Consider the following 12,983-nt stretch of genomic DNA (forward strand, 5'->3'; position numbering starts at 1 on the left):
CTAGTTTCTATACACTATTTTGTATATCAATTTATTGTTATGATGTAGGCCATTTTTTCGCTATCTTCTAAAAATAAAGTTTTCAATTACATGGCTTTAAGCGTTTTTAAAGTCAATTGAAAAATACAGCAGATAGCTAAAAGCCTAAACGAATTCGCGCACTGGACGGACTTGAATCTCGCCTCTTCCGGCTCAAGTGAAACCCCGGCGCTTAAAATTATCAATAAAGTAACAGCCTGGCTGCTTCACTTTATTTGGGATGGACACATGAAAAAGTTCCTTGGCCTGGTTCTAGGTCTTTCTGTTGGTTTAGCTGGCTGTGCAAAACAGGAAACGCCGGCAACTGACGCCGCACAAACTGATGCTGCAACTGTACAAACCGTCACCATGGCATCTACCGGTTCCGATGCTGACATCTGGCGCTATATTGCGACTTTGCCTGAAACTGAAGCGGCGGGTATCAAGCTGGAAGTGAAAAACTTCACCGATTACGTTTCAATGAACACCGCTGTGGCAAACAACGAAATTGATGTGAACGCATTCCAGTCTTATGCTTATCTGGTGGCTTACAATGCCAACAATGAGCAGAAGATTGCGCCGGTTTCGACCACCTATCTTGAGCCAATGGGTATTTACTCAAGCAAAGTGAAAAAAGTGGAAGAGTTCCAGAACGGCGCGACCATTGCTATTCCGAATGATGCAGCCAATGAAGCGCGTGCCCTGCTGTTATTGCAATCTGCAGGTCTGATCAAGCTGAAAGCAGGCTTCTCTCCTGCAACGGGCACTCCAAATGACATTACTGAAAATGCCAAAGCAATTGTCATCAAGCCAATTCAAATGGCGACTGCAGTTCGTGTTAAAGATGAAGTGGATGCCATTGTGCTAGGCAATACCCTAGCGATGGAAGGCGGTTTAAACGTACTGAAAGATTCAATCTTCTACGAACCAATTGACCAGAGCACCAAGCTGAACGTCAACGTATTGGCAGTTGCAGAAGCACGTAAAGATGACCCGATCCTGAAAAAAGTCGGTGAGCTTTATCACACTGAAGCGGTGAAACAGTATGTAGATCAAAACTTCGGTGGCACAAAAGTTGCGGTAAATAAACCAGTCAGCTATTTAACTGAAACCAATTAAGCATATAATGCTGAGTTAACAAACAGGCAAAGTGTACTTTGCCTGTTTTTCATTTTTGTACAGTTTCTTGACGCTATGATCGAATTTAAGAATATTTCCAAACATTATCAGCTTAAAGGCCAGACCATTCGCGCGCTGGATCAGGTCAATCTGCAAATTCCAGATGGCAGTATCTTTGGAATTATTGGTTATAGTGGTGCAGGAAAAAGTACCCTCATTCGCCTGATTAATTTGCTGGAGCGCCCGAATGAAGGTCAGGTAATCATCAATAACACTGACTTTACCGCTTTAAGTGCCAAGGCGCTGCGTCAGGAACGTGCCAATATCGGCATGATTTTCCAGCACTTTAACCTGCTGCAAACCAAAACCGTAGCGGCCAATATTGAAATGCCGATGAAACTGCTCGGCTGGTCAGCGGCAGAGCGTGAAAAACGCCTGAATGAACTGCTCGAATTTATTGATCTGAAACATAAAAAAGATGCCTATCCAGATGAGCTGTCTGGCGGTCAAAAACAGCGGGTCGGGATTGCCCGTGCCCTGGCCAATCATCCTAAAATCTTACTTTGTGATGAAGCCACCAGTGCGCTGGATCCGCAAACCACGCAATCGGTGCTGGAACTGCTAAAAAAAATTAATCGTGAACAAGGCATTACTATTGTCATGGTCACCCATGAAATGGATGTAATTGAATCAGTCTGTGATTATGTGGCCGTTATGGAACATGGCCAGGTGATTGAAACCGGTTCTACCCTGGACATTTTTAGCCAGCCGCAGCATCCAACCACCAAGAATTTTATTCAAACCGTGCTGCAACAGCAGTTACCGGTGAATATTTTAAACAATCTGGAAAACCAGAATCAGCACAGTATTTACTGCCTGAAATTTTTAGGGAAATCGGCGCAGGAAACCGTGATTCAGGCAGTAATTAAACAGTTTGATTTAAGCCTGAATATTTTATTTGCCAACATGACTGAAATTAATGGCGCGGTGATTGGGCAGATGTTTATTCAGTTGCTAGGGGACCCGGCCATTATTCAGCAAGCACTTCAGTTCCTCGAACAAAATGGGGTTCAGGTTGAACAAGCAGGAGTACAAGGATGAGAGATTTAATTGTCCAGTGGCTCACCAGCCTGACCGCGCCGTTCTGGAAAAGCGCCCTGTCGATGGACCAGTTTGTCACAGCCTTACAAGAAACTTTCCACATGGTGTTTTTTGCCATGCTGTTTGGCTGTATCTGGGGCTTTATTCAGGGGATTACCCTGGTCGCCACCCGTCCGGGCGGTATTTTACCGAACCGCGCGATTTATCATGGCCTGAACCCGATTGTAAATGCGCTACGTTCCCTGCCGTTTATTATCCTGTTAATTGCCGTTATTCCTTTAACCAAGTTTCTGGTCGGTACCTCAATTGGCACCTGGGCTGCCATTGTCCCGCTGACCATTTATGTCGGTCCATATATTGGCCGTCTGGTGGAAACCTCATTGCTGGAAGTGAATGAAGGGATTATTGAGTCAGCACAAGCCATGGGTGCGACACCGCTGCAGATTATTTTCAAGTTTATTTTGCCGGAAGCACGTAGCTCGCTGATTCTAAACCTGACCACCGCCACCATCAGCCTGATTGGTGCAACTGCAATGGCCGGTGCCGTCGGTGCCGGTGGTATTGGTGATCTGGCCATTTCTTACGGTTACCAGCGTTTTGATACCAGCGTGGTGATTCTGACCGTCATTGTACTGCTGATTCTGGTGCAAATTGTGCAGATGCTGGGTGAATGGCTGGCTAAACTCAGATAAGGATTCACCTCTCTATCCAGAACGAGACAGATTACTCATTCTCAAATTAATCACCCTCTACGGAGGGTTTTATTTTGGCTGTTAATCACCCTCATAGCAGCCCGAAAACGCTGGTTTTCAGCCCATGCAGATTACTGTTCAAGTGATGAGAAACCAATCCGCTACGTTGGTTTACATATCTAAAACTTCGCCATTTCCCCTTAATTTCAAACTGAAAGCCAAAATCCCGTGCTAAAATGTGCAGTGGTTTTTGCAGGGACTGATTTATGCACTTTGTTCATCTTGGTATTCATACTGAATTTTCGATTACAGAATCTATCGTACGTATACCTGATTTAGTCAAAGCCGCAGCCAGTGAAGAAATGCCTGCCCTGGCCATCACCGACCTGTCCAACCTGCATGCCGCCGTCAAATTCTATGGCAAATGTCTGGGCAAAGGCATCAAGCCGATCATGGGTTCGGAAATCCGCCTGAATGATGCCGAACATCGCATGACCTTACTGGCCATGAACAATCATGGCTGGCGTAATCTGACCGAAATCGTGTCGCGCGGTTTTATTGAAGGCCAGCAGCTGGATATTCCCTGCGTACAGAAAGACTGGGTCTTGGAGCAGCATGACGATTTAATCGCCCTGCTCGGCATTCACTCCGATGTCGGTAAAATGCTCTGTACCTCTAACCCGCAAAAAGCCGAACCTTTACTTGAAGAATGGATTGCCAAGTTTGGAAACCGGGTTTATCTGGCCCTGACCCGCACCAATCGCCCGAATGAAGAAGACTTCATTTATGAAGCGGTACAGCTGGCGAAAAAATATAATATTGGCGTGGTGGCACATAATGATGTGCACTTCATCAGCCGTGAAGATTTTGAAGCGCATGAAGCGCGCGTCTGTATTGCCGATGGTTATGTTTTGGGCGATAGCCGCCGACCAAAAAACTACAGCCCGGAGCAGTATTTTAAAACCGCTGCAGAAATGACCGAGCTGTTTGCCGACATTCCGTCTGCCATTGAAAACACCTATCACATTGCCAAGCGCTGTAATGTGACGCTGCAACTGGGCAAATACTTCCTGCCGGATTACCCGATTCCGGAAGGCCATACCATTGAAACCTTCTTTGCGCATTTATCCAAGGAAGGTCTGGAAGAGCGCCTGAACCATCTTTATCCGGTAGCGCAGCGCGATGAAGACTGGCCTGAAATCCGCAAACCGTATGATGAGCGGATTGAATACGAAATTAATATTATTAACTCGATGGGATTCCCGGGTTACTTTCTGATCGTGATGGACTTCATTCAGTGGTCGAAGAATAACGGCGTGCCGGTCGGTCCGGGTCGTGGTTCGGGTGCCGGCTCGCTGGTGGCGTACAGTTTAAAAATTACCGATCTGGATCCGCTGCGCTATGAACTGCTGTTCGAACGTTTCCTGAACCCGGAACGTGTCTCGATGCCCGACTTTGACGTCGACTTCTGTATTGCCGGCCGTGACCGCGTGATTGACTACGTGGCCCGTACCTATGGCCGTGATGCGGTATCGCAGATTGCCACCTTCGGTACCATGGCCGCTAAAGGCGCGATTCGTGACGTGGCCCGGGTTTTGGGTAAATCTTATGGTCTGGCCGACCGTATTTCCAAAATGATTCCGACCAAACCTTTGGGTCTGAGTCTGGAAGAGTCGCTGGCGGCTGAACCGCAGTTAAAAGATATTGTCACCAATCCGGGTAACCCGGACTATGACGATGCTTCTGAAATCTGGGAAATGGCATTAAAGCTCGAAGGCATTACCCGAAATACTGGTAAACACGCCGGTGGTGTGGTCATTGCACCGACCAAAATTACCGACTTCTCTGCGGTGCTGTGCGATGCCGATGGCACCGGCCGGGTGGCCCAATACGATAAAGATGACGTTGAAGCCGCCGGTCTGGTCAAGTTCGACTTCTTGGGGCTGCGTAACCTGACCGTAATTGAAGATGCGGTGCAGAATATTAATAAACGGGTTAAACCCGAGATCCCGCTGGATATTGCGCATATTCCGCTGGATGACAAAGATGCCTATTTGGTCTTTGCCAATGCTAATACTACTGCGGTATTCCAGTTTGAATCCGTGGGCATGAAAAAGATGCTGAAAGAAGCACGCCCAAGCAAGTTTGAAGAAATTATTGCCTTCGTATCTTTGTATCGTCCGGGTCCAATGGACCTGATTCCGGACTTTATTCACCGTATGCATGGCGGTGAATTTGAATACCTGCATCCGCTGCTCGAAGGTGTACTGGAACCGACTTACGGCATTATGGTGTATCAGGAACAGGTGATGCAGGCCGCACAGTACTGTGCCGGCTATACGCTTGGTGGTGCGGACTTGCTGCGCCGTGCCATGGGTAAGAAAAAACCCGAAGAAATGGTCAAGCAGCGTAAAATCTTTATTGAAGGTGCGGCCCAAAAAGATATTGATGAAGCCACCGCCAACCATATTTTCGACTATATGGAAAAATTCGCCGGCTATGGTTTTAACAAATCACACGCCGCTGCCTATGCGTTAGTGGCCTACCAGACCGCCTGGCTCAAAGCCCATTACCCGGCCGAGTTCCTGGCTGCCGTCATGTCCTCGGAAATGCAGAATACCGATAACGTGGTGTTCCTGATTGATGACTGCCGCCACAATGGTCTGGAAGTATTACCACCGTCGGTGAATATGTCGCTGTATCATTTCCATGCCACCGACGACAAAACCATTGTGTATGGTTTAGGCGCAATTAAAGGCGTGGGTGAACAGGCCATGCAATCGGTGATTGATTCGCGTATCCAGCAAGGACCATATAAAGACCTGTTTGATTTCTGTCACCGGATTGACCTGAAAAAAATCAATAAACGCACCTTAGAGGCCCTGATTCGTGCCGGTGCGCTAGACTGTTTAGGCATTGAACGTTCCAGCCTGATGGTGCAGTTACCGGAAGCGGTGCAAGCTGCAGAACAGGCCCGTTCTAACCGTGAAACCGGGATTATGGACCTGTTTGGTGAAGTCGAAGAAGTGCAGCGCAAACCGGCCAAACCGGTTAAACCGTGGTCCGATGAAGTCCGCTTAAAAGGTGAAAAAGATACTTTAGGCCTGTACCTGACCGGCCACCCGATTGATGTATACCGGGCTGAGCTGAAATCCTTTATTCCGGCGCGAATTAATGAACTGAGTCCGACCCGCCGTGGGGTCACCACAGTCTTTGCCGGACTGGTGCTGGATGTGGCCAACTTCCCGAACCGGGTGGTGGTGACCTTAGATGATGGCACCGCACGAATTGAAGTATCAGCCAATCACGAGCGTTTCCAGCGCTTTAAAGACATCATCCAGGTTGAAAAAGTGGTGGTGATTGAAGGCGAAATTTATGAGCGCGAAGGTTTTGACCGTCCAATGGGGCGTCTGACCAAAGCCTTTAGCCTGAATGAAATCCGTCAGAAACGGGCTAACAGTATCAAGATTACGCTATCTGCCGAACATGACAGTAAAACGCTGAGTCGTGATGTACAGCAGATTTTGATGCCGTATACCAATATTGATATGAGCACGCATATTCCTGTGATTCTGTATGTAGATTATGGTTATGCCACTGCTGAACTGCATTTAGGCGTGCAATGGAAAGTCGCGCCAATGGATGAACTGCTGATCAAGCTACGTGATTATTTTGGTAAAGATGCTCTGCATATCGAATATCAGGTGAAATCTAAAGCCGCCCAAGCGGTGGCGCATGAGCCCAAGCCTGCCCACGTTCCGGCACCTCCAGCGGACATGAGCATGGATGATGCGCTCGATTTATATCAGGCCGAAATGGGTCAATATTCTTAATTTAAAATTTTCTTTATTCTGGACCTTGTATGAGTCAAGTCGACAATGCTGCCTTGTCAGCACATCTCTCCCATGTGCGTATTGTCATGGTCAATACCACTCTGCCCGCCAATATCGGCAGCGCCTTACGCGCCATGAAAACCATGGGCCTGTCCAAACTGGTGCTGGTCGCACCGAAGACCTATCCGCATCCGGATATTGACGCACTGGCGGCCGGTGCCACCGATCTGATTGAACAGATTGAAATTGTCGACACCCTGGAACAGGCCATTCAGGACTGTCATCTGGTGTTTGGTACCAGTGCGCGCAGCCGCACCATTCCCTGGCCGCTGCTGGATGTCCGCCCGGCTGCGGAAAAAGCCATGCAGGCCGTCACGGCATCGCATCAGGAAATTGCGGTGATTTTTGGCCGTGAAGATCGTGGTCTGACCAATGAAGAACTGGCCCTAGCCAATTACCATGTCACCATTCCGGTGAATAGCGATTACGGCGTGTTAAACGTGGCCCAGGCCATTCAGATTATCTGTTATGAAATGCGGATGGCAGCCATGGCCCGGGTAGAACAGCAGCCAGACCCTAAAGCCACCATGCAGGTTCTTGATGGTATCGAAATGGAATGGGATGAGCCTCTGGTGACCCATGCCCAGATGGAACAGTTCTATCCGCATATTGAAAAAATGCTGGCCGAGATTGAATTTATGGATCCGAAAAATCCAAGATTATTACCTTTGCGCTTGCGTCGGCTTTTTGGACGTATACAATTAGATCGTATGGAATATCACTTATTACGTGGCATTTTTAGTCGCGTACAGGCATTGAATAACGGTTCATGGAAAAAATCATCAACAACATCGACACAGGACGAGGATCAAGATAATGCTTAAACAGCTCAAAGAAGATATACAAGCTGTCTTTGCGCGCGATCCTGCTGCACGCAATACCTTGGAAGTCTTAACCACCTATCCCGGCATTCATGCCCTGATCATGCATCGGGTTGCACATGAACTCTGGAACAAAGACTGCAAGGGTTCGGCGCGCCTGCTGTCTTCATTTAGCCGCTTTGCCACCGGTATTGAAATTCATCCAGGTGCGAAAATTGGTCGCCGTTTTTTTATTGACCACGGTATGGGTGTGGTGATTGGTGAAACAGCCGAAATTGGCGATGATGTGACCCTGTATCATGGCGTGACCCTTGGGGGGACCACCTGGAACAAAGGCAAACGTCACCCGACTTTAGAAGATGGCGTGATTGTTGGTGCTGGCGCGAAAATTCTCGGGCCATTTACCGTGGGTAAAAATGCCAAAGTCGGTTCCAATGCAGTGGTGACCAAAGCGGTACCGGCCAATACCACCGCGGTCGGCAATCCGGCGCGTTTTATTACCAAAGATCAGCCGAAAGATGAAGCCGAAGCACGTCGCCGTGACTATGCTGAAAGCATCGGTTTCCAGCCCTATGCGGCCACCCAGGATCAGTCTGATCCGATTCTAGACGGTATGCGGGTCTTGCTAGACCGTATTCAGCACAATGAAAAACGCATGAATACCTTATGCCAGCGTCTGTCTTTACTCGACCCAAGCTTTAAAAAGCAGCAGCAAAACGAACAGCCGTTTAGTGCTGAAGAATTAAAAATTATTGAAGATGTGCGCCGTGAATGTGAAGCACAAAGCAGCCAGTCCAAAGCTTAACAACACGGTAACAGCAAACTTCTTGCCTTCTCTTGCATGTTCGTCACAGATTTTTTAGACTGACGAACATGCTCAGCCATTTTAAAATAAATTAACGGATGAATATTATGACGCTTAAGCCTTTGGCATTTGCTCTGATTGCGACCACTTTAGTTTCAGCCTGTTCCACTGCACCAAAACAACAAAACCCAGCCAATGCACCAATTGTGTTTACCGAGCCTGATCTGACCCCTCCATTTTATGCTTTAAATCCGTTTAATTATGATGCACCTCCTCCATTTGAACTGAACCTGCAACAGGCTGCGGCCCAGCCAGTGACTAAAATGGAAGTAACTGCCCCGGATAATCCATCGAAAAAAATTACTTTAGACACCAACCGTCTGATTATTCCGACCATCAACAACAACCAGCGCAGCTTGAAGTTTGCGGTGCTGGCCGGTGAAAATGAAATTGACATCACCGAAATTGATGACTTTTTACAGATGGTCGAAGGTAAAGCACGTCACTATCCACCACGTTTTACTGACCGTCAGGAACGCCGCGGTTTTGAAGCTAAACTCAAAGAAGTCACCCAACAACTGGACAGCCTGGCGGTACAGGAAAATGCCTCTTTTGATGTGCTGATTCGTGCCTTTAAAGCCAGCGTAATGGCACGTAACCTGGACTTAGGTTCAATTTATACCACCCGTTCTCTGGCTTATGCGCAGCGCATCCTGAAAATTAACAAGGAAGATGCCGAAGCCAATTTCTGGTTTGGTTTTGCCCTGTCTGAAGGTGGCGGTCATCGTGAAGCAATTTCTTATTTAGATAAAGCCATGAAGGCTGGCGTACAGGAAGCCTATCTGGCTGCTGCCAACAACTATATTGCTTTAGAGCAGAAGAAAAATGCGGTACAGACCTTGAAAAACTACAAGATCAAGTATCCGCAAGAAGCAGCTGTGGCCGACCGTTTAATTACTGAAATTGAAAAACAGGGCCGCTGGAATGTCTGGCAAATCATGACACCGAAGGCTTAAGTCTGGTGCAAGAAAAAATAGGTCATGTTAGATGGCCTATTTTTTTGTCAATTGAAAAAACCAAGAAATTCAGTATGATTAAAAAAAACTTATAAAATACGATGCGAATTCACATGACCACTATGACGTATAAGATGATGCTGGCCACCGCGCTCAGCAGTTCCATTCTCGTTGGCTGCCAAACGGTCAGTGTTAAACAGCAAGCATTAAATGTCAGCATTGCCAACGAGCGGGAAAGTATTTTATCTCGTGACCGCTTGAGCGAGGCCAGCCTCAATGTCTTGTCCATGACTGGCCGTGAAGCGCAAATCTGTACCGAAAACCCGAAACAGTGTATTGATGAACTGAAGCAGATTCCGGAAATTCTGGATGAACAGCTGCTGTCCACTGCCAGCGAAGTCTATCTGGCCAAAGCCATGCAACTGGCCGATTCCTCCAATTGTAAAATCGGGATTTTAAGCAAACACCAGTCTGAAGAAAAACAGCAATTACAGCAGCAGAACTATCAAAAATGCCTCGATCAGCAGCTGTTTATGCTGGATAAAAGTATCCGTTATAGCTATGCCTATATGTTCAAGACCGAACGGGCGCCACAAGACCGGATTTTTGACAACCGTCAGGTACAAATCCGCGATTTTTATAATCAGGCCATTGCCAAACTAGTGTCCAGCTATACCCTGCGCTATCAGCCGGATGTGGTGGCCAGCCAGATTCAGGTCGGTGAAAGTACCTATCATATTGACTTCAATTATTTTCCAACCTTAAAACAGCAAAAAATCGAGCAGTTAAGAGCCACCTATGACCTGAACTTTTCAGGCTTGCGCTCCATTACCCGTCGTGATGGTTTTGGCTCGGAATTTCTGGTAATTCTGCCGGAGCAACGCGCAGATCAGCCAGAGAAAGCCCGTTATATTATTGATCCTTTAAGCCATCGTTATCCAAACAATCAGAATCCGAATATCCATCAGGCCCGTTATCTGGCGGCAACCCTGGTGGCTGAACCGCAGCAGTTTGGCAATGTAGAGGATATCCTGAACAAGGATTTTCGCCTGCGCGCCTATGATCCCTATAAATATGAACAGGCCCGCATTGCCAATAAAAACTATCCGCTGGCGGCTAATTTTTCTGCGCCTTATGGACTGTGGCTGGCGGAAAATAATCTGCTGAAATCGGCTTATCTGTCACTGATTGACCGTGATGACAAGCTGACCATGCCGCATTTATATTTTCTGGAACCATATAATCCGAATAAAAAAGTGCTGGTTTTGGTGCATGGTCTGGCCAGTAGTCCGGAAGCCTGGATTCGCTTAACCAACGATATTATGGGTGATCCAGTGTTACGCGAGCATTATCAGGTCTGGCAGGTGTTTTATTCGACCAATATGCCAATTATTGAAAGTCGTTTCCAGATTCATGCTCTATTGACCCAAGCCTTCCAGCAGGTCAATCCCAAAGCCGCGGCGAAAAAAGATGCGGTGCTGGTCGGCCACAGTATGGGCGGGATTATTGCCCGACTCCTGGTCAGTGATGCCGATGTGTCCAAAGAAGCCCTGTCGATGATGAGTGGCCGACAACTGGCCAAATACCGCCGTATTCCCGTGATTCAGCAGCGCCTGATTATGCAGGATATTCCTAACTTTAACCGGGCAATTTTCTTGGCCGCTCCGCACCGCGGCACCGAATATGCCGATCGCTGGTTTACCAAAGTGGCGCGTAAAATTATCCGTTTACCGGGGGCATTTTTAAATGCGGCCACCGATTCATTGTTAAATGAAGACCCGAGCCTGAAAGATCTGGTCAATGAACTAGATAAAGGCCTGATTCAAAATGGCCCAAGCGATTTAAGCCATCAATCCAAATTTATTGCCTTAACTCAAGATATTCAGCCACGTAAAGGACTGAAATATCATAGTATTATGGGCAATACCAGTCAGAGTAACGACCCTGCTCTCATCACCGATGATATTGTGGCCTATGAAAGTGCGCATCTGAAACAGGCCCAGTCTGAAAAAATTATTACCGGCGGCCACTCGATTCAGGAAACCCCGGAGGCGGTATTAGAACTGCGCCGGATTTTACGCTTACATTTGCAGGAGCTGGGTTTATATAAACCTTAACCTGCCAATAAAAAACCGAAGCCTTCAACCGCTTCGGTTTTTTATCTCTGGAAGATGGCTACATATTGCCACATATTAAAGTGTGGCAGGAGGCAAACCGGCATAAGCCTGCAGCAACAGCTGCTTTAATTCATCATCGTCATATTCACGCGGATTATAATACGGCGAATCACAAATCATCCGGGCAATGTCCGCCGGGGCATGTTCCGGTAACCCTAAGTCTTTTAAAGCCAGAGGAATCTGCAGGCGCTGGTTTAATTGATAGATAAAACGGCCCAGCTCCTCCCGACTGTCAACACCCAGTGCAGCGGCCAGTTGATCCATCGCCTGTACATCGGCATGGCGGTTATAGTGCACCGAATAGGCCAGCATAATCGCGTGGGTTTGCGCATGAGGCAGGTTAAAGGTGCCCCCTAGGCTATGACAGATTTTATGGTGAATCGCCATACCGACCGAACCCAGACAAATCCCAGCCAGCCACGCGCCATAGCTGACCTGTTCACGCAGCTGGATATCTTTCGGATGCTGTACCAGTTCCGGTAAAGCGGTGGCCAGACAGCGAATCGCCTCCAGCGCCATCAGGCTAATCACCGGATTTTTATTTTCTGCATACAAAGCCTCCACCGCATGCGCCATGGCATTCATGCCCGAACAGGCAGAAATATCTGCCGGCAGATTCAGGTTAAGCGCTGGATCATAAATCACGATTTTCGGTAACACCTGTGCAGCTTTGCCGGTGGTTTTCAGCTGATTTTCCGTAATACCATATACCGGGGTCATTTCACTGCCCGCATAGGTGGTCGGAATTGCCACAATTGGCAGATGGGTGTCCAGTGCAATGGCTTTGGCTAAACCAATAGCCGAACCGCCACCCAAAGCCAGACAGCAATCCACCTGTAATTCTTGTGCTGCCTGAACCGCCTGCCGTGCCACCTCTGCCGGCACGTGCATTACCGCATGAGCATAAACCGTAACGGTCAAATCACCAAGTTGCCGGGCCAGCTGCTCAGCGGCCTTCTGCTGGCCGGGCGTGGCAATCAGCAGAATCTTGTGATAACCGGCCTGCTTGAGAATATCCTGCGTGCGCTTGGCTTCCCCCGCACCAAAATACACCTGTACTGGCAAAGCCTGATAATAGAATTTGGGCATCATGGGCTCATCTTCATGTTGTTCTTTACCCCACTATAGAGTGCCTCTCCTGCTGCTTCGAGCGCATTGCTGCAACGCTGCTTTCCATATTTTCTGGTCTTCTCTGCTGCAATCTTCATCAGCTGTATTGCTCGCTTAATTTTCTCCGCCATAAGCTGCTCAGTTTCAGCACAGATTTTCCAGAATCGGTTTTTTCCGCCTAGCTAAATTTGTTAAGATGAAGCGCTTGTTGGGTCGTCAACAGCATCGACG

Annotated in this window: 10 protein-coding genes; 8 read left to right on the forward strand and 2 right to left on the reverse strand. The window is 47.8% G+C overall.

Translation table 11 applies throughout. The features are described from left to right. The first annotated feature begins 267 nt into the window (after positions 1-267). From FTU54_RS00475 to FTU54_RS00510, 8 genes are all read left to right on the forward strand, one after another. Entirely contained in the window at positions 268-1,137 is an 870-nt protein-coding gene (locus FTU54_RS00475) for a MetQ/NlpA family ABC transporter substrate-binding protein (RefSeq protein WP_075166892.1), read from the forward strand. A gap of 75 nt (positions 1,138-1,212) precedes the next feature. Continuing rightward, complete coding sequence (locus FTU54_RS00480) at positions 1,213-2,238, forward strand: methionine ABC transporter ATP-binding protein (protein ID WP_075174374.1); 1,026 nt, start codon at positions 1,213-1,215, stop codon at positions 2,236-2,238. Further along, positions 2,235-2,930: a methionine ABC transporter permease gene (locus FTU54_RS00485; protein WP_005178793.1), complete on the forward strand. Its 696-nt coding sequence runs from the start codon at positions 2,235-2,237 to the stop codon at positions 2,928-2,930. Before FTU54_RS00480 ends, FTU54_RS00485 begins: the two co-directional genes overlap by 4 nt. Positions 2,931-3,196: 266 nt before the next feature. Further along, positions 3,197-6,763: a DNA polymerase III subunit alpha gene (gene dnaE / locus FTU54_RS00490; protein WP_005178797.1), complete on the forward strand. Its 3,567-nt coding sequence runs from the start codon at positions 3,197-3,199 to the stop codon at positions 6,761-6,763. 29 nt (positions 6,764-6,792) lie between these two features. Then, the gene (locus FTU54_RS00495; protein ID WP_005178798.1) at positions 6,793-7,647 is read left to right on the forward strand and encodes an RNA methyltransferase; all 855 of its coding nucleotides are present in this window, start codon (positions 6,793-6,795) and stop codon (positions 7,645-7,647) included. Next, a complete protein-coding gene (gene cysE, locus FTU54_RS00500; protein ID WP_005178800.1) occupies positions 7,640-8,449 on the forward strand; it encodes a serine O-acetyltransferase in 810 nt (269 codons plus the stop codon). The genes FTU54_RS00495 and cysE overlap by 8 nt, the downstream gene beginning before the upstream one ends. Positions 8,450-8,556: 107 nt before the next feature. Continuing rightward, positions 8,557-9,465 carry an ABUW_2363 family tetratricopeptide repeat lipoprotein gene (locus tag FTU54_RS00505; RefSeq protein WP_005178801.1) on the forward strand — a complete coding sequence of 303 codons (909 nt, stop codon included), beginning with the start codon at positions 8,557-8,559 and terminating at the stop codon, positions 9,463-9,465. A gap of 113 nt (positions 9,466-9,578) precedes the next feature. Continuing rightward, a complete protein-coding gene (locus FTU54_RS00510) occupies positions 9,579-11,582 on the forward strand; it encodes a triacylglycerol lipase (protein WP_163145713.1) in 2,004 nt (667 codons plus the stop codon). Positions 11,583-11,657: 75 nt separating this feature from the next. On the opposite strand, the gene FTU54_RS00515 is transcribed toward FTU54_RS00510, so the two are convergent. Then, a complete protein-coding gene (locus FTU54_RS00515) occupies positions 11,658-12,731 on the reverse strand; it encodes a maleylacetate reductase (protein ID WP_180074239.1) in 1,074 nt (357 codons plus the stop codon). Next, on the reverse strand, positions 12,731-12,883 hold the full coding sequence (locus FTU54_RS00520; RefSeq protein WP_180074241.1) for a hypothetical protein: 153 nt from the start codon (positions 12,881-12,883) through the stop codon (positions 12,731-12,733). The genes FTU54_RS00515 and FTU54_RS00520 overlap by 1 nt, the downstream gene beginning before the upstream one ends. Positions 12,884-12,983 lie beyond the last annotated feature (100 nt).

It is taken from the genome of Acinetobacter sp. YH12116 (assembly GCF_013418895.1).
Taxonomy (GTDB): domain Bacteria; phylum Pseudomonadota; class Gammaproteobacteria; order Pseudomonadales; family Moraxellaceae; genus Acinetobacter; species Acinetobacter indicus.

Coding starts and splice junctions, on each gene's coding strand:
- FTU54_RS00475 (WP_075166892.1), top strand. CDS start 268: ATGAAAAAGTTCCTTGGCCTGGTTCTAGGTCTTTCTGTTGGTTTAGCT.
- FTU54_RS00480 (WP_075174374.1), top strand. CDS start 1,213: ATGATCGAATTTAAGAATATTTCCAAACATTATCAGCTTAAAGGCCAG.
- FTU54_RS00485 (WP_005178793.1), top strand. CDS start 2,235: ATGAGAGATTTAATTGTCCAGTGGCTCACCAGCCTGACCGCGCCGTTC.
- dnaE (WP_005178797.1), top strand. CDS start 3,197: ATGCACTTTGTTCATCTTGGTATTCATACTGAATTTTCGATTACAGAA.
- FTU54_RS00495 (WP_005178798.1), top strand. CDS start 6,793: ATGAGTCAAGTCGACAATGCTGCCTTGTCAGCACATCTCTCCCATGTG.
- cysE (WP_005178800.1), top strand. CDS start 7,640: ATGCTTAAACAGCTCAAAGAAGATATACAAGCTGTCTTTGCGCGCGAT.
- FTU54_RS00505 (WP_005178801.1), top strand. CDS start 8,557: ATGACGCTTAAGCCTTTGGCATTTGCTCTGATTGCGACCACTTTAGTT.
- FTU54_RS00510 (WP_163145713.1), top strand. CDS start 9,579: ATGACCACTATGACGTATAAGATGATGCTGGCCACCGCGCTCAGCAGT.
- FTU54_RS00515 (WP_180074239.1), bottom strand. CDS start 12,731: ATGCCCAAATTCTATTATCAGGCTTTGCCAGTACAGGTGTATTTTGGT.
- FTU54_RS00520 (WP_180074241.1), bottom strand. CDS start 12,883: ATGGCGGAGAAAATTAAGCGAGCAATACAGCTGATGAAGATTGCAGCA.